The following is a 22,242-nucleotide window of genomic DNA, read 5'->3' on the forward strand; positions in this document are numbered from 1 at the left end:
GGACCAGGACCGTCAGGTCGACCCGGAGGCAGGAGGTTCGTGCATGGTGTCACGGCCCGCTCCGGCGTCGGCCCTGCCACCCGGCGCCGAGCTGCCCGGGCACGCCGGATTCTGGCGCTCGGTGCTCGACGACGTGCGGGAGCCGGTGTTCCTGCAGGATCCCGAAGGGGCGCTGCGCTGGGCGAACGCGGCCGCCGAGCGGCTCGGCCCGGCGGAGCTCGTCGGCGTGACCGAGACCACCGGCAAGGTCGGCCACCGGCCGGCCAAGATCCGGGTGCTTCCCGGCGGCTGGCGCGCCTGGACCGTGGTCGACGACGGCCGCCGCCGTCCGGAAGAGTTCCTCGCCGAGGCCGGTCCGAAACTGGCGCTCGCGCGCGGACGGCACGGCACGGCGCGGGTGATCGCGGAGCTGGCGGCGTCCGCTTTGGGCGATTGCGCCTTCGTGCTGCTGCCGACGACCCGCGGCCGCTGGGAGTGGTGGAGCTGCACCGAGCACGGCGCGGCGGGCCACGGCCGGATCCGGCGGGTGCCGGCGCAGCTCGCGCCGGTGGTGTCCGACGCGATCGCCGACGTCGCCCGGCCCGAGATTCGCGCGGTGCCGGCCACGGAGGTCGCGGCGCTGCCCGCGGCGGTCGCCGAGCCGTTCGAGGGGCATCTCGAGGTTTCGGTGGTCTCGTTCGGCTCCGGCATGGCAGGGGCGGTGCTGCTCGGCAGACGCGGCGAGCCCGCGTTCGGGCCGGCGCAGGGCCAGGCGGTCGAGGCGTTCGCGGACGCGGCGGGCACGGCGCTGGCCAACGCGCAGCGCTACGCCAGCCAGGAGGAAGCCACTCGCGGGCTTGAATCGACGTTGCTGCCGACGCCGCCCGCGCAGGTCGACGGCGCGAACTTCGAGCTGTGGTACGAACCCGCCGGCGGAGTCCTCGGCGTCGGCGGCGATTTCTACGACGTCCTGTCCCGCGACGACGGCAGCGCGTTCGTGGTCGTCGGCGACATCTGCGGCAAGGGAGCCGAGGCGGCCGCGCTGACCGGCCGGGTGCGGCATTCGCTGGCCGCGCTGCACCTCGTCGAACGCGACGGCCGCACGATGCTGCGGCTGCTCAACGAACTCCTGATCTCCGGCGGCAGCAACCGGTTCGCGACGCTCGTGCTCGGTTCGGTCGCGGCCGCGGAGTCCGGCCTCGACGTCACGCTCGCCTCCGGCGGCCATCCCGCGCCGCTCGTGCTGCGGCGCGGGGGAGGCGTCGAGGAGATCAGCGTGCCCGGCACCCTGGTCGGCGTGTCGCCGCAGGCGCGCTTCGCCGAGGCGACGACGCATCTGGACGAGGGCGACGTCTGCCTGCTCTACACCGACGGCGTCACCGAAGCCCGCAACCGCACGGAATCCACCGAGCTGTTCGGCGACGAACGGCTCTACACGGTGCTGGAGGATTGCGTCGGGCAACCGGCGCGGGAAGTCGTGCGCCGGTTGCGCGAGGCGGTGCGGGAGTGGCTCGGGAATTCCGGCCACGACGACATCGCGGTGCTGGCGATCGAGGCCGCGCCGCGCGCGGAGTAGCTCAGGCTTTCCTTGCCCGGCACGGAAAATTCACTTTCCGGGCTGGACTTCCGGCTCCGGTTCGGCCTTCGCCGCCCGCTCCGGCTCCCGAGCGGTCTTGACGTCCTGCTTCGGCTCGGTCGCGCGGGCTGTTTCCGGGTGCTCGAAGTGTTCTCGGCACTGCCGTCCGAACCGGCGTGCGTGCGCGGTCATCGCCTCCACCTCCCCGCTCGCCACCAGGATCGCGCGCCGGGAACGACTTCGCCACCGAATTGCGCCGGGTCAGCCGACCGGGTGGTCGGTGTGTCTAATGTGGAGTCTTCTCGCTCGGCGGGCCGGCACCGGGGTCCCGGGGCCGTTTTGTCTGTCCTGGCGGGGTTTTCGGCGGAGTGTGGCCGGGCTGGCCCGGTTGGCTGGCCTGGCTCGCCTGGCTCGCCTGGCTGGGCAGCGACGGCCCGGTGCTGACCGGCGTGCCGGGCGGAACAGTCGTGGTCCGCGCGGGCGTGGCCGCGTTCGTCGAACGGACCGGCGGCGCGGACGACGAGTGCCGGGGCGCGGAATCCGGTGAATCGGACGGAGCGGAAGAGGGCGGAGAAACCGGAACCGGAGCCGGTTCGGGGCCGGGCGCGGACCCGGTTCCCGGACGGAGCGGGGTCGCCAGCAGCAAGGTCCCGGCCGCGACCAGTACCACCGGCAGGCCGGCGGCGAGCACCGCGCGCCGCCGGGATACCCGGTGACGGCGGCAGAAGACCGCCAGTCGCGTTTTGATCGGGAGCCGCAACGTTTCCGTGCCGCGCAACGCACGCGCCACAGCGGTCGCGGAGGGTCTTTCTTCCGGATCGCGCAGGGTCATCGCGCGCAGAGTCCTCGCGAGCGGTTCCGGCGTGCCCGGCGGCACTCGCGGCGCCCGATGCAACCGCACCACCGCGGTTTCCGCCGCCGTGCCCGGGTATTCGCGGACGCCGGTGAGGCATTCCAGGAGAACGAGCCCCAGTGCGTAGACGTCCGAAGCGGGGCCTGGGTGCTCGCCGAGCACCTGCTCCGGCGAGAGGTAGGCCGCCGTCCCGACGACCGCGCCGGTGTCGGTCACGCGGGTCGCGTCCACGATCCGCGCGACGCCGAAGTCGGCGATCCGCGGGCCGTCGTCGGACATGAGGATGTTGGCGGGCTTGAGATCCCGGTGCGTCACCTCGTGCGCGTGCACGTGGGCGAGCGCCTCGGCCAGCTGTGCGCCCAGCTCCACGACCCGGTCGGCGGGCAGCGGTCCGGAGCGCAGCCATTCGGACAGGTTGGGGCCGTGCACGCAGTCCATGACGAGGTACGCGTGCCCTTCGTCGACCCCGGCGTCGACGAACCCGACCAGCCCCGGATGCCGGACCGCGCGCAGTGCCGCGATCTCCTGGTCCCGGCGGTTGCGGCACAGGTCGACCGCTCCGGCGTGGAACAGCTTCACCGCGACCGCGGCTCCGGTTTCGCGGTCCTCGGCCCGGTGCACGCAGGCGGTCGCGCCTTCGCCGATCCGCTCGCCCACCTCGTACCGGCCGGCCAGGACCAGCGGCGCGGGCCCGTACCGGCCCAGCGCGAACCGTCTCGCGGTCGTGGCCGCGTCCGAATCGCCAGCGCCGGTCATTCGCCGATCACCTTTCCCCCGGGTAGCGGGGACAACTTACTCGCCGGACGGCGAGGGCAAAAGCGGTGGCACGGTTCGGGGGACGCCGGAGGAGGGTGCGCCGCCGTCCGCGCGCGGGGTGTAATGCCTGTTCAGCCGTGCTCCGGACAGCGGATTGGCCTCGCGGGCGGTGCGGCCCAGGTTCCGCGGCGACCCGTCTGGCGTTTCGCGAGTACAGTGGCATCTGGATACTACCGGCGCGCGCAATACTTGCAGCTACATTGAGACGGGCACGCGCCGAGGACGCTCGGGGCAGCGGCCGCCCGCAACCTGGGCCGCCTGGAGGAGGTGCACCATGTCGGTGTCGGACGACGCCGTCGAGGCGCGCGCGCAAGGCTGGCGGACGCTGGCGGCGCTGCACGCGCGGATCGAAGACCGGCTGAACCGCGCGCTGGAAAGCGAGCACGAGCTGTCGGTGAGCGAGTACACGGTGCTCGACGTGCTCGGCCGCCAGGACGGCTTCCACCTGCGGATGAGCCAGCTCGCCAACGCGGTGGTGCTGAGCCAGTCCGCGACGACCCGGCTGGTCACGCGGCTGGAGGAGCGCGGCCTGCTGTCGCGGTACCTGTGCCAGGACGACCGGCGCGGGATCTACACCGAGGTCACCCCGTCCGGCCAGAAGCTGCTGGCCGCCGCCCGCCCGACGCACGACGCGGCGCTTTCCGCCGCGCTGGGCGAGGCGGAGGAACTGCCTGAGCTGGCTCCGCTGGTGACCGCGCTGGGCTCGCTCACCTTCGCCGCCAAGTGAGCTGCCCGTGAGGGGAACCTTGATTTCCGCCGGGTTCCCCTCACGGGGCGGTCACGGCCGCAGGCGGTGCAGGTCTCGAGGGAAAAGGGTCGCCCCGCGCACGTTGGGCACGCCCAGCACTCGCGCGACCCATCGCTCCAGCCCGATCGCGAACCCGCCGTGCGGCGGCATTCCGTACGCGAACGCGTCGAGGTAGTCCGAGTACTGGCCGGCCGCCTCGCCGAGTGCGGCCAGATAGTCCGCGTACCGATGCAGCCGCTGGCCGCCGGTCACCAGTTCCAGGCCGCGGAACAGCAGGTCGAAACTGTTCGACCTGGCCGGGTTCGCCGGGTCCGGGTGGGTGTAGAACGGCCGTTTCGCCATCGGGTATCCGGTCACGAACAAGAATTCCGACCCGTGCTCCCGCTCGGCCCATTCGCACAGCCATCGTTCGTGCGCGGGCGCGAGGTCCGGTTCGCCACGGGGGTCCTCGCCGGTGTTGCGGGCGAGAAGTTCTTGTGCCGCGGTGAAATCGATCGACGGGATCTCGTCCGGCACCGCTGGCGCGTCCGGTCCAGCCGCGGCGGCCATCTCCGCTACGACGTCGCGCAGCACCGCCATCACGTCGCAATGGTCGGAGATGAAGCCCAGTTCCGCGTCGAGACTCGTGTACTGAGCCAGATGCCGGGCGGTGTCGTGCGGTTCGGCCCGGAAAACCGGTCCCACCTCATACACTCGCTCGAACACTCCGACCATGGCCTGCTTGAAAAACTGCGGCGACTGGGCGAGATAGGCCGGACGGCCAAAGTAGTCCAGCTGGAACACATTCGCGCCGGATTCCGTCGCGGTAGCAACGATCTTCGGCGTATGAATCTCAGTGAACCCCTGATTGTCCAGCGCTCGCCGAAACGCCGCGACACTGGCTGCGGCCACCTCGAACCGGCTACGCAGCAGCGGATGCCGCAACGCGACCGCTGCATTGTCCAGCACTACCGGCAAACCGGCGGTCACCTCGGGCCGATAAAGGTCAAACGGCGGCCGTTTCTCCGGCGTGGACAACACCTCGACCGCGGGCTCCCGCAGCTCAACGCCTTGCGGCGCTTGAGGATTGGCGACCACCTCGCCAGTGAGCCGGACGACGGTCTCCTCGGCGACCTCCGGCGGCTCGGTGAAAACCGCCTGCGCGGTCCCTGACCGGTCGCGAATGACGAGAAACGCCACGGATTTCAGCACTCGCCGGCGGTGCACCCAACCGGCGATCGTTGCGGTGGAGCCCACGCGGTCACGCAGGCAGGCCACCGGGGTGCGGGTACTCATTCCTTCTCCTGAGCGCACTCGGCGACCCCTTGGGGGTGCGGGCGAGAAGGGACACTCGCGGTGCCACCGCACCTTCGCCGCCAACGGGCGGCCTCGTTCTGACCGGATGACGGCGGCCGGGCCGGCGGGGCATTTCCTCCCCGCACTCAGGAGTGTCTTCGCGCGGGGCCGCGACGCTGCCTTCTCACCGGCGGCAGCTCTCTGTCCCTCGCCGTGCCCCGCGCTACTCGTCTCCTTCAACGTGTTGCTCGCAACGGTAGAACAGTGCTGCCGCTTGCGTCGCCTGATTTACCGGACGCCCAGCAGATGCTCCAGTGCGAGCTGGTTGAGCCGGGTGAAGTGATAGCCGCGTCGACCAGCCGCTTCGACGTCGAACTCGTCGGCGGCCAGATCGTCCAAGGTCTCGCCGGGCGAGAGCGTCGGCGTGGCCAGCTCCGGAACTCGAGACGCGGCAAGCGCTTCGGCGACCTCCGGATCGGCTCGGAACGCCCGTGCCTTCTCGCGCAGGATCAGGTACGTGCGCATGTTCGCCGCCGCAGAGACCCAGACATCTGAGGGATCCTCAGTGCGCAGCGGTTTGTAGTCGAAGTGGCGCGGGCCTTCGTAGCCGCCGTGTTCCAGGAGGTCCACGAGGAAGAACGCGCTGGTGAGATCGCCGTGGCCGAAGATCAGGTCCTGGTCGTACTTCGGGCCGTGCTGGCCGTTGAGGTCGATGTGGAACAGCTTGCCCTGCCACAGCGCCTGCGCGATGCCGTGCACGAAGTTCAGTCCGGCCATCTGCTCGTGGCCGACCTCCGGATTCAGCCCGAACAGCTCGGGCCGGTCCAGTTGGGAGATGAAGCCGAGTGCGTGGCCGATCGTCGGCAGGAGGATGTCGCCGCGCGGTTCGTTCGGCTTCGGCTCCAGGGCGAAGCGAAGGTCGTAGCCCTGCGAAACGGCGTAGTCGGCGAGGACGTCGAGGCCTTCCTTGTACCGGGCGAGCGCGGCGCGGACGTCTTTCGCCGCGTCGGATTCCGCGCCCTCGCGACCGCCCCACAGGACGTAGGTCTGCGCGCCGAGTTCCGCGGCTAGGTCGAGATTGCGCCGGACCTTGGTGAGCGCGTACCGCCGGATGTCGCGGTCGTTGCTGGTCAGGCCGCCGTCCTTGAAGACCGGATGGCTGAACAGGTTCGTCGTCGCCATCGGCACGCGCAGGCCGGTTTCGGCCAGCGCCTTCTTGAACTTGCCGATCGCGGCGTCGCGGTCCGGCTCGGTGGCGAGGAGGTCGTCGTCGTGGAAGGTGACGCCGTACGCGCCCAGGTCGGCCAGTCGGTGCACGCTCTCGACCGGGTCGAGCGGCGGCCGGGTGGCGACGCCGAACGGGTCGGCGGCGGGCCAGCCGACGGTCCACAACCCGAACGAAAACTTGTCCTCCGGCGCGGGGGCGTAGTCGGCCATGCCCGTCCCTTCATTTAGTTCACGATGTAGACTAAATACTGCGCCGCGGCCGCCCGGCCGTCAAGAGCGGAGGTTCGGATGGAGCCGGTTCGGCATGACGCGATGCGTGCGCGGAACCTCGAGCTGGTGCTCGGCGAGATCAGCCGCGGCGGTCCGCTGACCCGCGCCGCGCTGGCGGAGCTCACCGGGCTGACGAAATCGACAGTGTCCACTTTGGTCGGTTCGCTGGTGGACGCGGGCTTCCTGGCCGAGACCGCGGCGGTGCGGGCGGGAGAGCGCGGCCGGCCTGGCGTGGAGGTGTCGCTGAGCGGCGGACGGATCGCGTCGCTGGGGCTTGAGGCCAATGTGGACTATCTCGCCGCGTGCGTCCTGGACCTGACCGGCACGGTCCGCCGGTCGGTCCGGATCGAGCGCGACAACCGTGGGGTGCCAGCGGAAACTGTGCTGGAGGCGGTGCGGGAGCTGGCTTCCGCGGAGTTGACGGAGGCACGCGAGCTGGGACTGACCGTTGCTGGGGCGGTGCTCGCGGTGTCCGGTCCGGTGCGGGACGGCGTGGTGCTGAGCGCGCCCAACCTGGGGTGGCGGAACATTCCGGTCGAACTGGAGCTGCCGGTCCCGGTTTCGGTGGACAACGAGGCCAACCTCGGCGCGCTGGGCGAGCTGTGGTTCGGTGCCGGTACGGCAGATTTCCTTTATGTCTCCGGAGAAATCGGCATCGGTGCGGGTTTGGTCGTCGACTCGCGGTTGTTCCGCGGCACCGGCGGGGAGCTGGGGCACGTGCTCGTTTCCCCGTCCGGCCCGTCCTGTCGCTGCGGCGCGGTCGGCTGTTTGGAGACCTACGCCGGGCAGGAAGCGATGCTCACCGCGGCCGGAGTATCCACAGTGGACGCTCTCTCCGCCGCGCTGCGCACGGACGACGACGCGGCGTTGTCAGCGGTCAAGGCGGCGGGGGAGGCACTGGGGCTGGCGCTGGCGTCGGCGGTCAATTTGGTCGACGTGGACCGCGTGGTGCTCGGCGGGATATTCGGACAGCTGTTTCCCAGGCTCGCCCCCGCTGCGGAGGCGGTGCTGCGGGCGCGATTGACCGGCCTGCGCGGTTCGGTGCCGGTGCTGAACCCGTCCGCCCTCGGCGATTCCGCCGCGACGCTGGGTGCGGCAGGCCGGACGATCCATCAGGTTTTGGCCGATCCGGGGCCGTTTCTCGCCCGCTAGCCCAGGTTCTCGGCAAGCAGAGTCACGACGTCGCGCCAGGCTCGCTCGGCGTGCCGCGCGTGATAGCCGACGCCGGGGACGAGCCTCTGCTTCGGGCCGACCGGCGGGTGGTGGAAGGCGTGCAGGGCGCCGCCGTAGACCGTCAGCTGCCAATCGACGCCCGCGGCCTGCATCTCGGCGGCGAACGCGTCCCGTTGCGCGGGCGCCATGATCGGGTCTTCCGAGCCGACGCCCGCCCACACCGGGCAGCGAATGTTCGCGGCCTCGCCCGGCCGTCCGGTGACCAGCCCGTTGACCGTGCCGATCGCGCGCAGATCGACGCCGGCGCGGCCGAGTTCCAGCACGATCGCGCCGCCGGTGCCGTACCCGATCCCGGCGATCCGGTTCGGGTCGGTCCGCGGTTCGGCGCGCAGCACGTCGAGCGCCGCGTAGCCGATGTCGCGCATCCGGTCGGGGTCGTCGAGCAGCGGCAGGCAGCGGGCCAGCATCTCGTCGGGATCGGTGAACCAGCGGCCGCCGTGGATATCGAAGGCCAGTGCGACATAACCCAGTTCGGCCAGTGCGTCGGCTCGGGCGCGCTGAAAGTCGTTGAGGCCGGTGCCTTCGGGCCCGATCAGGACCGCGGGCCGCGGGCCGGTGCCCGCGGGGAGCGCGAGGCGCCCGACCATGGTGAGTCCGTCGGCCTGGTACTCGACGGTGCGCGTCGTGACGGTCTCCATGAGAACCCACCGTAATGAGCACCGTGCCTCGGCGGGGTCCTGTTCACCGTCGGCGGACACGTCCATTCAGGTGACCCTCTCGCGGTGCTCTCAGAAACATGTTAGGAAAGCTTCCTAATTAAAGGAGGATCCGGATGCGCAAGACGATGGTGCTCACCGCGGCCGTGCTCGCGGTGGCCGGAGCGGTGCCCGCGGTCGCGATGGCCGGGGACAGTCCCGCCGCGGACTCCAGCGGCTGGCATCCGAAGGCACGCAACATCGTCTACATCCAGGGCGACGGCATGGGCGCGGCGCAGCGGGAGTTCGTCCGGCTGGCGACGACCGGCCGCGCGGGCGACCTGGTGATGAACCGGCTCCCGGTCACCGGCATGGTGCACACCGACCCCGCCGACCCGGAAGAACTCGTCACCGACTCGGCCGCGGCGGCGACCGCGCTGGCCACCGGGCACAAGACGCGCAACGGCGCGGTCGGCCAGGACGCGCAGGGCCGTCGGCTGCTGACCGTGCTCGAACAGGCGAAACGAGCCGGGAAATCGACCGGCCTGGTCACGACCGCGCAGGTCACCGGTGCGTCGCCGGCCGCGTTCGCGTCCCACGTACCTTCCCGTGACCTGCAGAGCGACATCGCCAAGCAGTACATCACCGAAAGCCGCCCGGAAGTCCTCCTCGGCGGCGGCGAGGACTGGTGGTTGCCGAAGGACGATCCGGGTGCGTGGCCGGACAAGCCAGGCGAGGAAAGCCGCAGCACGCACGGCAATCTCATCGAACAGGCGAAGCGCTCCGGCTACACCTACGTGCGGAACGCCGGTGAACTCGCCGCGACCCGCGCGCCGCGGCTGCTCGGGCTGTTCGCGAACGAGGACATGGTCGACTACGGCCCGGACGGCAAGGGTGCGTACCAGCCGAAGGTCGCTCTGCCGGTGATGGCGCGGAAGGCGCTGGACACGCTTTCCGCGAACCCGCGCGGTTTCTTCCTGTTCCTGGAAGAAGAAGGCATCGACGGAATGTCCCACGAAAACAACGCCCACGGCGTCCTCGACGCGGGCCGCGCGCTCGACGCGGCTGTCTCCGAAGTGCTTCGCTTCACCCGCTCGCACCCGGACACCCTGGTCATCATCGGCGGCGACCACGAGACCGGCGGACTGGCCATTGAGGACACCGACGGTGCCCCCGAAGGCAACGAGGACGGTCCGTTTCCCGTTCCCGGCACCAAACTTTCGCTGACCGTCGACTGGACGACCGGCGACCACAGCGGCGTGCCGACCCCGGTCACCGCGACCGGCCCCGGCTCGGACCGGCTCGACGGAACGCTGGACAACACCGACGTCTACCGCGCGATGGTTTCCGCCGCGCACCTTTGACCCTCGTGCGTGGCGATCGCGGTTCTCACCGGGATCGCCGCTCACGAGGCCAGATTCGTGACCCCGTCGTAGTCGCCGAGAGCGGCTTCTCCGGTGACGTCGTACTCCAGCAGCACCAACCCGCTGGGCGTGGCTTCGTGGTGGGTCAGCCGTAACCCGGTCGCCGACCCGGGATGCGGGAACTGCGGGCGTCCCGCGCCAAGCACCGTCGGCGTCATGACCAACCGGACTTTGTCCACGACTCCGGCGGACAGCAACGTGTTTCCGAGCCGGGCGCTGCCGTGAATCTGCAGCTCCCGGCCCGGCCGCTCCTTGAGCTTCTGGACTGCGGCCGCCGGATCGCCGCGCAACACCGTGGTCGGCGCCCAGCCGCCGGTTTCGATCGTGTTCGACACGACGTACTTCGGCAGCGAATTCATCCGCTCGGCGAACGGATCGTCCGGATCGTCGACGGCGGGCCAATCCCGGGCGAACGAGGTGTAGGTACGGCGGCCGAACAGCAGCCCGTCGGCGAGGTCCAGCCACTCGGAGGCGCGCTGGACGAAGCTCTGGTCGAGATGCGGGACGAACCAGCCGCCGCGGGAGAACCCGTCGCTGGTGTCCTCTGTGGACGATCCAGGCCCTTGGCTGACGCCGTCGAGGGTGACGAACGCCGTGATCGTGACCTGCATCAGGAACCGCTTTCCGCTACTCGTGCGAGCTGGGCGGTGACTGTGCCCCATCCGTCCGCGAATCCGAGATCGGCGTGCCGTTCCCGGGCCGCTGGATCCCCGTGCCGAACGACGACGCGATAGTCCGTGCCATCCGGATGATCGCGAAGAACGACCTCCGCCGTCATCGCGACCGGCTGGGGCGTCGCCGGCCGCCAGCCGCTGTCGAGCGCGTTCGTGAAAACGATCCGCTCGTAGTCCTCCACGACGAGGAAGCACGCGTCGAGATGCGGGACGAAGGTGTCGCCGTCCTCGCTCATCCGCGTGACGAACGCACCCCCAGCGCGCACGTCCAGTTCGTCGACGCGACACCGCAGCGGCTCGGGAATCCACCACCGCGCGAGGCTGGCCGGGTCGGTCCAGGCGTCCCAGACGCGCTTGCGGGGCGCGCGGATGACGCGGTCGAGGGAAAGATCGAGGTCGGGATTCACGGCTGGTCCTCCTGGCTGGTAACGAATCGCTCGAGCCGGTCGGTGCGTCCGGCCCAGATCCGCCGCTGCTCGGCAAGCCAGTCCTCGACGAGCGCGAACCGCTCGCGGTTCAGCTCGCAGGTCCGCACCCGCCCGGACTTCGCGGTGCGGATCAGCCCGTGCGACTCGAGCATCCGCACGTGCTTCATGAAGGAGGGCAAGGTCATCGGCGCCTCGCCCGCGAGGTCGCCCACGCTTGCCGGACCCCGCCCGAGCCGCCGCACGACCGCCCGCCGAGTCGGATCGGCGAGGGCGGCGAAGACCCCGTCGAGGGTGGTCGAATACTGAGCCATGGGGCTAAGTATTGCGGGTGCGGATAGTTAGCGCAAGGGCTAAGTGTTGGGGGTGACGCGGTGGATTGCGCTCGGGTTCGGCGAGCATGGCCTTCGCTTGATCTGCGCGGGCTGGCCGAACAGCCCGTCGCTGGCCGTGTGACGGATGAGGGCCGGACATCTGCTCGGAGGAAGCGCTGGGAGAGCTGGACTGGCGGCGGGCGGGCGCGAAGATCGGCTGAGGCTGACCGCGGTCGCCGAGGGCCCGGTGATCTCCCCGCCTGCGCCCGTCGAACGCTGGCAACCCGGCAGTCCGCGCAAACAACCGCGTTTCAGCGGGTAAAAGAAGTGGCAACCGAGGGAGTCGAACCCTGCGCGGCTTGTGAAGGCGGCGCTCCTGACCGGCCCTGACCCTTCGGCGGGCGACGGCTGCCTGGCTTGTGGATACCCATTCCAACGTCCGCCCCCGCACCGGAATTCCCGCTTCACCCGAACGGGGGCGGCCTGGCAGGCTGGGCACATGGACGATCTTCTCCTCCGCCGGGTGCGGGTCGGGTTGCAGGGGCCGCTCGCCGACGTCCGCGTGCGCGACGGCGTCGTGTCGGCCGTCGAGGAACCGGGTGCTGGGGCCGGGTTCGCCGCGCGCGTGCTCGACGGGCATGGCGGCACGCTCCTGCCCGGGCTGGTCGACGCGCACGCGCATCTGGTCCAGTGGGCGGGTTTCCGCAGGCGCATCCCGGTGGACGGCGCGCAGTCCGCCGTGGGAGCGGTCGAGTTGCTGATGGAGAAACTGCTCGACGCTCCGGCGCGGGAACTCGTCGTCGGAGTCGGGTTCCGGGACGGCCTTTGGCCGGATAAGCCGCACAAGGATCTGCTGCAGCGGGCGCTCCCTGGCCGCGCGGTGGCGTTGTTCAGCGCGGATCTGCATACGTTGTGGCTCAGCCCGGCGGCGTTGAAGCTCATCGGGCGAGAGCATCCGACCGGCGTGCTGCTGGAGAACGACTGCATGAGCGCTACTGCCGCGTTGCCCTCCGCGCCGGTCGAGGTTCAGGACGGTTGGGTCGCGGACGCGCTGACGGCCGCGGCCAAGCGGGGCGTGACGTCGGTGGTCGACTACGAATACGCGGACACGGTCGCGGATTGGACTCGTCGGGCAGCCACCGCGAAACCAGCGACAAGGGTTTCCTGTGTCATCGCCCGGTATCTGCTGGACGAGACCATCCAAAGAGGACACCGGACCGGCGAAATTCTAGAAGCAGGCGAAGGGTTGCTCACGGTCGGCCCGTTCAAGCTGTTCGTCGACGGATCGCTCAACACTCGCACTGCTTACTGCCACGAGGCGTACCCGGGATCCGGCGAGAAGGGGTTGCTGGAGCTGCCGCCGGAGGAACTGGTGCCGTTGATACGCCGCGCGCACGAACACGGGTTGACTCCGGCGGTGCACGCGATCGGTGACCACGCCAACACCATCGCGCTCGACGCGTTCGCTGAGATCGGCTGTCCGGGCCGGATTGAACACGCTCAGTTGCTGCGGCCCGAGGATGTGCCGAGGTTCGCCGCGCTCGGGCTGGTCGCGAGTGTGCAGCCCGCGCACCAGCCCGACGACCGCGACGTCGCCGACCGGCACTGGCACGGTCGCACCGAGCGTGCGTATGCCTATCGCGCCCTGCTGGAATCTGGGGCACGGCTGGAACTCGGCTCGGACGCGCCCGTCGCGCCGCTGGATCCGTGGGACGGGATCGCCGCCGCGGTCGGGCGGACTGACGACGAGCGGGAACCGTGGCATCCGGAACAAGCCATCCCGCTCGCGGACGCGTTGGCGGCGTCCTCGGGCGGCCGCCGCGGCGTCCGGGTCGGCGATGTGGCTGATCTGGTGCTGACGGCGGCTGACCCGAGTGGACTGTCCACAAAGGAGCTTCGGGAAATGCCGGTGTCGGCGACGATCGTGGCGGGGCGGCCGACTTACTTGGCGTAGTTCATTTTCCGTGCGGGTCGGCGGCGTTGAGCGTCGCGACGACCTGGTGGTAGTCGCCGCGGGCTTCGCCATGGCGGAGGAATTTGACGTTCTCCACCTGGATCTCTGTGGCGTCCGGCTGCGTTTCGAGCAACTCCAGGATCTCAGCGACGAAAGTGTCCAGCGGCATCGCGAACTCGCTCTCTTCCTGCCCGGGGAGAAGAGCGGTGCGCACGGACGGCGGCTCCAGTTCGATGACCTTCACCGAGGTGTCGGCCAACTGCAGCCGCAGCGATTCGCTGAGCATGTGGATCGCGGCCTTGGACGCGTTGTAGCTCGGGGTGGCTTTCAGCGGCGCGAAGGCGAGGCCGGACGAGACGGTGAGGATGGTGGCGTCCGGACGGGTCTGCAGGTGCTCGACGAACGCGGCGATGAGCCGGATCGGGCCGAGGACGTTGGTGGTCACGGTCGCTTCCGTACTGTCCACAAAGGACTCCGGGTGGTGCCAGTCCTCGACGCGCATGATGCCCGCCATCGGCACGAGCACGTTGAGCTCCGGATGCTTCGCGAGCACCTCCTTGGCCGCGGCTTCGATGCTCGCCGGGTCGGTGGTGTCGATCTGGACAGTGTCGAGACCGGGGTTGTCGGCGGCGATCCGCGCGAGCAGTTCGGTCCGCCGGCCGCCGACGATGACGGTGTTGCCCTTCGCCTGCAGTTCGCGAGCGAGGGCCAGGCCGATGCCGCTGGTCGAGCCGGGAATGAAGACGGTGTTTCCGGTGATGTTCATGCCACTGAGTCTCGGTGGGTCGGACCAGCGGCGGCAGAGACCGCATATCGGGGGATCGGCGATCCCTGGCTGGCGCGCCCGGCCGAGCCGATACTGGACACATGGATCGAGCTGAGCTGGCGGTTTTCCTCCGCAGCCGTCGCGAGGGGCTGCGGCCCGAAGACGTGGGGCTGCCCGCGGGCGCGCGGCGGCGGACGACCGGGTTGCGGCGCGAGGAGGTCGCGGCGCTGGCGGCGATGTCCACCGACTATTACACCCGGCTGGAGCAGCAGCGCGGACCGCAGCCGAGCGAGCAGATGCTGGCCGCGCTGGCCAGAGCCCTGCGGCTGACCGACGACGAACGCGACTACCTGTTCCATCTCGCGGGCCGCACCGCGCCGTCCCCGATTGTGGCGGCGACGCACGTCGCGCCGGCGTTGCTGCGGGTGCTCGACCGGCTGTCGGACACTCCCGCGCTCATCCTGTCGAACCTCGGCGAGGTGCTGGTGCAAAACCGGTTCGCGGAGGCGCTGTACGGCGACCGGTCGCAGTACACCGGGCTGGCGCGCAGCGAGATCTACCGGTGGTTCACGAACCCGGACGAGCGGCTGGTCTATCCCGAACACGACCGGGACCGGCAGAGCCGCGCGCTGGTGGCGAATCTCCGGGTGGTGCACGGGTCGATGGGGCCGCGATCGCGCGCGGGCGAGCTGATGCGCGCGTTGACTCGCGAGAGCCGCGAGTTCGCGCGGCTGTGGGACGAACATCAAGTGGCCAAACGGTTTGAGGACCACAAGGTGCTCGTGCATCCGCAGCTGGGGGAGATCGAGGTGGACTGCCAGGTGCTGTTCACCGAGGACCAGTCGCAGGCGTTGCTGGTGCTGACCGCGCCGCCGCGCAGCGAGGCGTTCGAGAAGATCCAGCTGCTGGGCGTGCTGGGGAACGAGCAGTTCGCGGGCTAGCTAGGGCATCAGCGCGGAAGCGGGCCGGTGTAGGAGTCGCGGGCCTTCTCGACGGCCGGCAGGTGTTCGTCCGTCCAGTTCGCGAGCGCGGCGAACACCGGCGACAGACTCCGGCCGAGCTCAGTGATCTCGTACTCGACGCGCGGCGGCACTTCGGCGTAGTAGCGCCGCTCCACCAGTCCGTCCCGCTCAAGCTGGCGAAGCCGTTGCGTGAGGACCTTCCCGGTGGCGCCGAGCCGTCGCTCCAACTCGACGAAGCGCACCGGACCGGACTGGCTGAGCGTCCACAGGATCGGGGTCGTCCACCGGCTGAACAGCAGGTCGACGGCCGGGCTGATCCGGCACGCGGCGAGCGGATCGGCCGCGGTGCGCTCGGTGGTGGTCATGCGGCTCCAATACTTTCCCTGGGGAACCTACTGTACGGCGGCTTTTAGCCTCGCTGTGTCGCTTTCGACCCCTAGCTGAGGAGCAAGTCATGATCGTCGTCACTGGTGCCACGGGCAACGTCGGCCGCCTGCTTGTCGAGTCCCTGACCGGAGCCGGACACGCCGTGACCGCCGTGTCCCGTGGGGTGAGCTCCCCGCCGCCTTCGCTGCCCGGTGTCACCTCGATGGTCGCGGATCTGGCTGATGCGGACAGCCTGGTCCCGGCGCTGAAGGGCGCGGACGCCCTGTTTCTGCTGGTCTCCGGCGCGGGAGCGCACGTCGACGGGGAAGCCGTCCTGCGGGCTGCCGTCGACGCTGGTGTCACCCGGGTCGTTCTGCAGTCGTCGCAGGCCGCCGGTACTCGGCCCGGAGCGGTTTCGCACGCGCCGCTGGCGGCGTTGGAGGAGGCGGTCCGGTCGTCCGGTCTGGAGTGGACGGTCATCCGTCCCGGCGGGTTCACGACCAACACCTTCGCGTGGATTCCGTCGATTCGGGCGCAGCGCAGGGTTTTCTCGCCGTTTGGCGACGTCGCGCTCCCTGCCGTGGATCCGCTCGACATCGCTGAAGTCGCCGCGGCTGCGCTGACTGGACGCGGTCACGCGGGTCGGACTTATGTCCTCACCGGACCGGAGGCGACGAGCCCGCGGCAGCGCGCGGAGATCCTCGGCGCTGCGCTCGGCGAGCCGCTGGAATTTGTCGAACTCGGCCGTGCGCAGGCCCGGGAGCAAATGCTGCAGCAGATGCCGGAGCCGGTCGCCGACGGGACGCTCGCCATCCTCGGCGAGCCCACGCCGGAGGAGCTACGCGTCAGCCCCGACGTCGAGAAGGTGCTGGGCCGTCCGGCGACGTCGTTCGCATCGTGGGCCAGCCGTAACGCCGACGCGTTCCGGTGATCAGAAATCGCGGGAGTGGAGGAGGGATCGCACGCCGAGCTGTCGACGGGGTTCGTGGCGGACGAGCCCGTCGACGATCACGGCGACCCCGATCCACGTCGCCCCGGCGTCGGCGACCAGGGCTTGCGCGGCGAAGGCTTGGCCGCCGGTGTCGATCCAGTCGTCCACCAGCAGCGCGCGATCGCCCGCCCGCAGCAGACGGCGGCTGAAGCCGAGCCTCAGGTGGCGGTCCTGGTAATCCGGCGGCGAGGTGCGCTGGAGCCACCGGTCCGAATCGCAGGCCGGGTAGCGGTTTTTGCGCACCTCGACGAAGCCCGCGCCGAGTTCGACCGCGACCAGCGGCCCGAGCAGCGACCCGCGGGATTCGGGGCCTAGTACGACATTCGGCCGTTCGTCGGCGAACAACCCGGCGAGCGCAGGCCCGAGTTCCCGCAGCAGTTCGGGCGTACGCCACCATCCCGTCGGGTCGGGGAAACGGTGGCGGTCCGTCCGGTCCCCGAGCACGACGGTGGCCTCGCGGATCCGGTCCGCCACGGTGCTCGTACGCATGCGTCGATGGTCGCAGCGGCGTTTGCCCGAAGCGAGCGATTTACGGCTTCCGCGCCGCTCCGGCGAGAATCACCGAATGCGCCGGCGTCAGGAACTCCACCTGCGGCGCGCCCTCGCCGGATTCCTCCGGATGCCACGACGGAGTCCAGGTGAGCCCCGGCTCCAGCATCTCGAACGGCCCGAACAGCGCCTGGATCTCCTCGCGCGACCGCCAGATCACCGGGCTGCTCGACCGGTCGTAGAGCTGCTTCAGTTCGACCAGCCCGGCGTCCACGTCGGAGGGAACGCCCTGGTCGGTGATGTGCGAGATGGCGAGGAACGAGCCGGGGGCAAGGAGATCGCGGTACTGCGCGACGATGGACGGGCCGAGGTCTTCGGTGCCGCCGCTGTCCTCGGCGGGCGGCTGCTGGACGTGCAGCACCGCGATCAGCAGCAGCGCGAGCGGTTTCTCGACGTCGATCACGCCGGTGGCGGCGATCTGCTCCCACAGCCGCTTCGGATCGCGCATGTCGGCGTGGATCACCGCGTGCCGGTCGAGGTCGCCCGCCTCGCGCAGCAGGGTTTCCGAATGCGCGACGGCGACCGGTTCGTAGTCGACATAGCAGACGTGGCTCTCGCCCGGCGCGAGTTCGTCGGCGACCTGGTGCGCGTGGCCCATCGTCGGCACGCCGGAGCCGATGTCGACGAACTGGCGGACGCCCTTTTTCACCAGGTGCCGCACGAGCCGGTGCAGGAACAGCCGGTTGGCCTTCGCGATCGGGCGGATCAGCGGGAACTCGCGGATCACCTCGTCGGCGAAGTCCCGGTCGATCGTCCAGTTCGTGGTGCCGCCGAGGTAGTAGTCGTACACCCGCGCGACGCTCGGGTGGTCGAGATCGACCCCGGGAGGCGGGAAGGGTTCGTCGGCCACCGGTGGCTGTTCCTTTCGTTCGGGACTGCGGTCAGCGGGCGGGCGGAGCGCAGCGGCTCGCCCATTCCTTGAGGTACTGCAGGGACAGATCGCGCGACAGGGTGGCGGCGAGCTGGGCTTCCCACGATTCCTCGTAGGAGGCGAACTCGTCCTGGCCCTGCGCCACGGTGATCAGCTTGACCTTGCTTTCCTGGTAAGCGAAATCGGGAAGGTCGGGGTGGCCGAAGCGGAGGATGGTGAAGTCCTCGTCCGGGTAGGCGGCCGCGTCGCGGGGGAGGATCCGGACCTCGGCGAACGGGTGGGTTTCGACGATCCGGATCATGTGCTCGAGCTGATCGGTGGCGATGCTGGCCTTGGTGCCGTAGACGAGCTTTTCGATGCAGCTGTACTCCATCATGAAGATCGCCCGCGGGCCGGGGCAGGCGTCGAAAAGCCGTTGCCGCGCCTTGCGTTCGGCGACCCGGTCGGTGACCCGCTCCTGGCGGCTGGCCTGGAACTGCGCGAGCATGTAGTACTCCGATTGGAGCAGCCCCGGGATGCGGTTTCCGGTCCAGCTGAGGATTTCCGCGGCGGCCTGCTCCCGTTCGAGGATCTCGCGGAACCACTGCGGCGTGATCATCCTCCGCTCGGCCCGGCGCGCGGAAGGATCGTTGGCCTGGTTGAGTTCCCGCAGCTGGTCGGCCTCGGCGGGCGGGATGTCCAGCACCTCGATGATCCGCTCGAGGTCGTCGGGACGGGTGCCCGCCTTGCCGCATTCGATTTTCTGGATCTTGGGCTGCTTGCAGCCGATCCCGTCGGCGAGGTCGACCTGGGTCAGCCCGCGTTCGGTGCGCCACTTGAGGATCCGGGAGCCCAGCCGGGAACGCTGGGTCCGCAGGGAGGGCGGCGGTTGCCGGATCGGCGAGGTCACCAGGGGCTCCGTCATTTCGTCCAGGGGCCGATGTGAGAACCTCCGATGATAATGCGCCGACCCGGCGGACAATACTCCGGGTCGGCGCCTTTTTCGCAAGGTTCCTTGCGGCCGGACGGCGGTTTCGGCAGGGCGGGTTTGTCGTCGTGCCTGGTCAGCCGTCGAATTCCCCGCGCCGCACGGCGGCGACGAACTCGGTCCACTCGCCCCGGTCGAAGACCAGCACGGGGGAGCTGTCGATCTTGCTGTCCCGCACCCCGACGAGCCCGTGGGCGGCCAGGTTGACCTCGACGCAGTTGCCGGAATTCGGCCCGCAGGCGGCGGGTTTCCGCCAGGCGTGGTCGGGGAATTTCGCCCCCGGGCCCGCCGCCGGGAGGCGATGCGCCACGGCCGGGTGCGCGTGCCGGTGCTCGTGCGGGTCGTGCGGGTCGAAGGTGTCCACTGCAACCCCTCGTTTTCTTGTTTTCGGTTCGGGTAATGGAATATTCCGCGATGCACGGAATGTGTTCGGAATATTCCTGAGGGTAGTGGTCTGGTGGATCATTCGCGCTGTGCTTCGGGGATTTCACCTGAATGGACACTTCTCGTGCATTGGGGGGTGCTTTCGCACGTGCAATGTGGAATTTGTTTTACGGATTTCGTTGGCGATTGGGGTTGGGGTTGCTTTTTTCGTGGTTTTTTGGGGGTGGGGAGCGAGTAGGGGTGTCTGCAGTTGATAACACCTGTTGAGCGGTTGATTAGGCGGGCTGTTCGGTGCTGTTTCGGTTGCGCCGCTTGCGATGCGGCTATCCGACGCGATGAGCACCGGCGGCTGCGGTTGGGGTGGCTGCGGCTCGGATCGGGTCGGCTGGGCCGGGCCGAGCCGAGCTGTGCCGAGCCGAGCTGTGCCGAGCCGGGCAGAGCCAGGTCTGCTCGGGACGAGCTGGGCCGGGCGGAGTTGAGTGGAGCCGAGCTGTGTCATATCGGGCAGAGCCAGGTCCGGCCGGGGCGAGCTGAGCTGAGCTGGGTGGAGCCGAGGCGTGTCGTGCCGGGCAGAGTCGGGTCTGGCCGAGCCGAGCGGGGCTAGGCCGGGCTGTGCCTGGCCTAGCTGTGGGCCGAGCTGGGCTGAGTCTGGCCGAGCTGCGGCCGAGTCGAGTCGGGCCGGTGGTCAGGAGCCGGGCTGGCGGGCTGAATCAAGCCGACTCGGTGCGGGCGGAGCGAGGCAGAGTGCAGGGTGAGCCGAGCGGTCGAGCCGACCGCCGCGCGCCTGCGGGCTGGGCAGGCCACGGCGGCGGGTTGACCTGTGCGGATGGGCAGAGCGAATCAAGCTGATGCGCGGCGCCAAGCCCAGTCGAGCCCGAACCAAGCCCAGTCGAGCCCGAACCAAGCTCAGTCGAGCTCGAACCGAGCCCGAGCCCGAGCCGAGCTCGAACCGAGCCCAGTCGAGCCCGTGTCTTGCCGATTACTGAGCGGCCCGCGGCGTGGCCCTCACCGCCAACCGTCGTCGCCCGGTCGCTGCCGGGCGTTGAGCAGCATCCGCCGCCAGCCCGGAAACAATCCTCGCGACAGCGGACCCTCGTCTCCCGGTGCCCGGCCCTGCCCAGCCGGGCACCGGGAGCGCAGAACGCGGGCGGCCGTGAGCCGCCGCCGGCGTCCGCTTCGAGGGTGGTCAGGCGTCCCGGTTCGCGGTGTGCCGCTTGCGGAGCACGGCTCCGGTGACGTGCACGAGCGCCACTCCGCCCGCGGTGGCGAGTCCGGCCAGGACTCCGGCGGTCGCGAAGACGATCGCGGTCGCCCCGACGAGCAGGGTCAGCAGCAGCGCGATCAGCTGCCACGGCCGGGTCCCGCCGTCCGGTTGCCGCGCGGCCAGTTCGACCGACGTCCGCGCGGTCTTCCACGACGGGTAAGCCGGGCGCGTGCTCGGCCGCGGCGACGGCACGGCCGGCGCTGGTTGCGGCATGCCTGGCTCGTGAAAGGTCACGGTCACTCGGCCGGGGCGTTGACTTACGGCGACGGCATACTGTCTGTCGTCGCCAGTGTCCGATTTTTCTGTCCGACGGTATGCCTGGCCTGCATTTTCCGCGCCAGGACCGGTCATTGTGGATCCTTTCTTGTCCGCCGGAAAAGTGCCGGAACACAGTTCCCAGCCCGCCCCCGAGGGGAACTGGTTCCGGCGGCCGCGGCGGGCGTCCGGGGAATGGAATATTCCACCCTCTTAACCCCTCCTGCCTGCGGCAACGCTATCTTTGCACGGCCGCCGCCGATCGCGCTAACCCGGGGCGGAAAAATCTTCTCCGAGGCTCTCCTGCCTGGTGTTTCGAGTAACGGGTATTCGCGATCTGCCGGACTATTCCGAGTGTTATCAATGCGCACCTCTTCAACCTGATCGGGTGAATGTGTGCAGAGACCCACTTTGGGGTCCGCTGTCCTGTTCGACCCGGCGAACGCGACCGGGTCGCTGCTACGGTGAGTGTCCGCCGCGGATGGGGGAGGGCATGGACGTACGGACGCTGGCTCGCGAGGAGCGCGCCGACTTCGCGGACTTCCTCGAGACGCTCACGCCGGAGCAGTGGGACGAGCCGACGCTGTGTGCGGGCTGGAACGTGCGCTCGGTCATCGCTCACGTCGTGAGCTACGACGAACTCAGCGGACGCCAGCTGGCGCAGCGGTTCGTCCGGGCAGGGCTGTCGCTGAAACGGTCCAACGAGACCGGCCTCGCCGAGTACCGGGTGCGCGCGCCGGAGGAACTGATCGGCGTCATGCGGCGGAACCCGCAGCCGGGCCGGATCCTGGGCAAGTTCGGCGGGATGGTCGGGTTTCTCGACGGCTTCATCCACCAGCAGGACATCCGCCGCCCGCTCGGCCTGCCGCGGACGATCCCGGCGGCGCGGTTGCGCCGGGCGTTGGAGCTGTCGCTGCGCGCGCCGCCGATCGGGGTGTCGCGCCGGCTGACCGGTTTGCGCGCGGTCGCGACCGACCTGGACTGGGCGTCCGGGAGAGGTATCGAGGTCCGCGGCCCGGCGGAGGCGTTGCTGCTGGCGCTGGCAGGCCGTCGCGCGGCGGCGGACGACTTGACCGGCCCGGGACTCGACGTGCTGATCAGCCGCACCGTCGTGGCTTGATCCGGCATCGCGTGCTGGACTGCCGCGGATCTTTGGCTTGCCGCGGGTTGCCAGCCGGACGGCTGCGGAGTGATTCCAGCGCGCTGGCCCTTCGATCTGCGGCCGTTGTTCTCGCCCGCGCGCCCCTGCGTCACCGCGGCGTGCTGCCACCCGGCTTCCTGACTTTTTGCACCACTGTCGTGTGACAACCCTCGCGCGGGGGTTGCGTATGCGCTTGGCGACAGCAGTCATGTCGGCGACCGCACTCCCGAAAGCGAGGTGATGCCCGACCGGACGCCCGCCGCCTTCCCCCTCGCGGCACCCGTGCCTGCCGCCGCGCCTCGCATCGCTCAGGCAGCACAGGC

At 70.0% G+C, this 22,242-nt stretch carries 23 protein-coding genes; 8 read left to right on the forward strand and 15 right to left on the reverse strand.

Annotated features, from left to right (window positions below; genetic code table 11):
• The first annotated feature begins 43 nt into the window (after positions 1–43).
• A complete protein-coding gene (locus ABD156_RS34085) occupies positions 44–1,555 on the forward strand; it encodes a SpoIIE family protein phosphatase (RefSeq protein WP_344283546.1) in 1,512 nt (503 codons plus the stop codon).
• A gap of 30 nt (positions 1,556–1,585) precedes the next feature.
• Here the strand turns inward: ABD156_RS34085 and ABD156_RS34090 are convergent, their stop codons facing one another.
• Positions 1,586–1,747 carry a hypothetical protein gene (locus tag ABD156_RS34090; protein ID WP_344283549.1) on the reverse strand — a complete coding sequence of 54 codons (162 nt, stop codon included), beginning with the start codon at positions 1,745–1,747 and terminating at the stop codon, positions 1,586–1,588.
• Between the two features lie 94 nt (positions 1,748–1,841).
• Positions 1,842–3,164, reverse strand: coding sequence for a serine/threonine-protein kinase (locus tag ABD156_RS34095; protein WP_344283552.1), 1,323 nt, complete (start codon positions 3,162–3,164; stop codon positions 1,842–1,844).
• A gap of 334 nt (positions 3,165–3,498) precedes the next feature.
• On the opposite strand from ABD156_RS34095, the gene ABD156_RS34100 reads away from it, so the two are divergent.
• Positions 3,499–3,951 carry a MarR family winged helix-turn-helix transcriptional regulator gene (locus ABD156_RS34100; RefSeq protein ID WP_344283554.1) on the forward strand — a complete coding sequence of 151 codons (453 nt, stop codon included), beginning with the start codon at positions 3,499–3,501 and terminating at the stop codon, positions 3,949–3,951.
• Positions 3,952–4,002: 51 nt separating this feature from the next.
• Here ABD156_RS34100 and aspS read toward each other — a convergent pair whose 3' ends face one another.
• Positions 4,003–5,247: an aspartate--tRNA(Asn) ligase gene (gene aspS, locus ABD156_RS34105; protein ID WP_344283556.1), complete on the reverse strand. Its 1,245-nt coding sequence runs from the start codon at positions 5,245–5,247 to the stop codon at positions 4,003–4,005.
• A 288-nt stretch (positions 5,248–5,535) separates the two neighbouring features.
• Complete coding sequence (gene xylA / locus ABD156_RS34110) at positions 5,536–6,684, reverse strand: xylose isomerase (protein ID WP_344283559.1); 1,149 nt, start codon at positions 6,682–6,684, stop codon at positions 5,536–5,538.
• A 78-nt stretch (positions 6,685–6,762) separates the two neighbouring features.
• On the opposite strand from xylA, the gene ABD156_RS34115 reads away from it, so the two are divergent.
• The gene (locus ABD156_RS34115; protein ID WP_344283562.1) at positions 6,763–7,896 is read left to right on the forward strand and encodes an ROK family protein; all 1,134 of its coding nucleotides are present in this window, start codon (positions 6,763–6,765) and stop codon (positions 7,894–7,896) included.
• Here ABD156_RS34115 and ABD156_RS34120 read toward each other — a convergent pair.
• Positions 7,893–8,615: a dienelactone hydrolase family protein gene (locus ABD156_RS34120; protein ID WP_344283565.1), complete on the reverse strand. Its 723-nt coding sequence runs from the start codon at positions 8,613–8,615 to the stop codon at positions 7,893–7,895. The genes ABD156_RS34115 and ABD156_RS34120 overlap by 4 nt on opposite strands.
• Before the next feature lie 134 nt (positions 8,616–8,749).
• Between ABD156_RS34120 and ABD156_RS34125 the strand changes: the two genes are divergently transcribed.
• Positions 8,750–9,976: an alkaline phosphatase gene (locus ABD156_RS34125; RefSeq protein WP_344283568.1), complete on the forward strand. Its 1,227-nt coding sequence runs from the start codon at positions 8,750–8,752 to the stop codon at positions 9,974–9,976.
• A 41-nt stretch (positions 9,977–10,017) separates the two neighbouring features.
• Here ABD156_RS34125 and ABD156_RS34130 read toward each other — a convergent pair whose 3' ends face one another.
• The 3 genes from ABD156_RS34130 to ABD156_RS34140 are packed head-to-tail and all read right to left on the reverse strand — an operon-like array spanning position 10,018 to position 11,449.
• Positions 10,018–10,647 carry a dihydrofolate reductase family protein gene (locus ABD156_RS34130; protein WP_344283571.1) on the reverse strand — a complete coding sequence of 210 codons (630 nt, stop codon included), beginning with the start codon at positions 10,645–10,647 and terminating at the stop codon, positions 10,018–10,020.
• Positions 10,647–11,117, reverse strand: coding sequence for an SRPBCC domain-containing protein (locus ABD156_RS34135; protein WP_344283574.1), 471 nt, complete (start codon positions 11,115–11,117; stop codon positions 10,647–10,649). Before ABD156_RS34135 ends, ABD156_RS34130 begins: the two co-directional genes overlap by 1 nt.
• Complete coding sequence (locus ABD156_RS34140) at positions 11,114–11,449, reverse strand: ArsR/SmtB family transcription factor (protein WP_344283577.1); 336 nt, start codon at positions 11,447–11,449, stop codon at positions 11,114–11,116. The genes ABD156_RS34135 and ABD156_RS34140 overlap by 4 nt, the downstream gene beginning before the upstream one ends.
• A gap of 499 nt (positions 11,450–11,948) precedes the next feature.
• Between ABD156_RS34140 and ABD156_RS34145 the strand changes: the two genes are divergently transcribed.
• On the forward strand, positions 11,949–13,403 hold the full coding sequence (locus ABD156_RS34145; protein ID WP_344283580.1) for an amidohydrolase: 1,455 nt from the start codon (positions 11,949–11,951) through the stop codon (positions 13,401–13,403).
• A 1-nt stretch (position 13,404) separates the two neighbouring features.
• Here ABD156_RS34145 and ABD156_RS34150 read toward each other — a convergent pair whose 3' ends face one another.
• The gene (locus tag ABD156_RS34150; protein WP_344283583.1) at positions 13,405–14,169 is read right to left on the reverse strand and encodes an SDR family oxidoreductase; all 765 of its coding nucleotides are present in this window, start codon (positions 14,167–14,169) and stop codon (positions 13,405–13,407) included.
• Positions 14,170–14,270: 101 nt separating this feature from the next.
• On the opposite strand from ABD156_RS34150, the gene ABD156_RS34155 reads away from it, so the two are divergent.
• Positions 14,271–15,110, forward strand: a complete 840-nt coding sequence (locus ABD156_RS34155) for a helix-turn-helix transcriptional regulator (protein ID WP_344283586.1) — start codon at positions 14,271–14,273, stop codon at positions 15,108–15,110.
• 8 nt (positions 15,111–15,118) lie between these two features.
• On the opposite strand, the gene ABD156_RS34160 is transcribed toward ABD156_RS34155, so the two are convergent.
• Entirely contained in the window at positions 15,119–15,496 is a 378-nt protein-coding gene (locus ABD156_RS34160; protein WP_344283589.1) for a winged helix-turn-helix transcriptional regulator, read from the reverse strand.
• A gap of 89 nt (positions 15,497–15,585) precedes the next feature.
• Between ABD156_RS34160 and ABD156_RS34165 the strand changes: the two genes are divergently transcribed.
• Complete coding sequence (locus ABD156_RS34165; RefSeq protein WP_344283592.1) at positions 15,586–16,428, forward strand: NAD(P)H-binding protein; 843 nt, start codon at positions 15,586–15,588, stop codon at positions 16,426–16,428.
• Here the strand turns inward: ABD156_RS34165 and ABD156_RS34170 are convergent, their stop codons facing one another.
• The 5 genes from ABD156_RS34170 to ABD156_RS34190 form a co-directional block, all read right to left on the reverse strand.
• Positions 16,429–16,977, reverse strand: coding sequence for a phosphoribosyltransferase family protein (locus ABD156_RS34170; protein WP_344283595.1), 549 nt, complete (start codon positions 16,975–16,977; stop codon positions 16,429–16,431).
• A gap of 40 nt (positions 16,978–17,017) precedes the next feature.
• Positions 17,018–17,887 carry an SAM-dependent methyltransferase gene (locus tag ABD156_RS34175; protein WP_344283598.1) on the reverse strand — a complete coding sequence of 290 codons (870 nt, stop codon included), beginning with the start codon at positions 17,885–17,887 and terminating at the stop codon, positions 17,018–17,020.
• Between the two features lie 31 nt (positions 17,888–17,918).
• The gene (locus tag ABD156_RS34180) at positions 17,919–18,797 is read right to left on the reverse strand and encodes a helix-turn-helix domain-containing protein (RefSeq protein ID WP_344283601.1); all 879 of its coding nucleotides are present in this window, start codon (positions 18,795–18,797) and stop codon (positions 17,919–17,921) included.
• Positions 18,798–18,951: 154 nt separating this feature from the next.
• The gene (locus tag ABD156_RS34185; RefSeq protein WP_377927193.1) at positions 18,952–19,239 is read right to left on the reverse strand and encodes a DUF397 domain-containing protein; all 288 of its coding nucleotides are present in this window, start codon (positions 19,237–19,239) and stop codon (positions 18,952–18,954) included.
• A gap of 1,206 nt (positions 19,240–20,445) precedes the next feature.
• Positions 20,446–20,736, reverse strand: coding sequence for a hypothetical protein (locus ABD156_RS34190; protein ID WP_344283604.1), 291 nt, complete (start codon positions 20,734–20,736; stop codon positions 20,446–20,448).
• Between the two features lie 535 nt (positions 20,737–21,271).
• On the opposite strand from ABD156_RS34190, the gene ABD156_RS34195 reads away from it, so the two are divergent.
• The gene (locus tag ABD156_RS34195; protein ID WP_344283606.1) at positions 21,272–21,898 is read left to right on the forward strand and encodes a maleylpyruvate isomerase family mycothiol-dependent enzyme; all 627 of its coding nucleotides are present in this window, start codon (positions 21,272–21,274) and stop codon (positions 21,896–21,898) included.
• Positions 21,899–22,242: the final 344 nt, after the last annotated feature.

The sequence above is a fragment of the Amycolatopsis albidoflavus genome (assembly GCF_039525725.1).
GTDB lineage: Bacteria > Actinomycetota > Actinomycetes > Mycobacteriales > Pseudonocardiaceae > Amycolatopsis > Amycolatopsis albidoflava.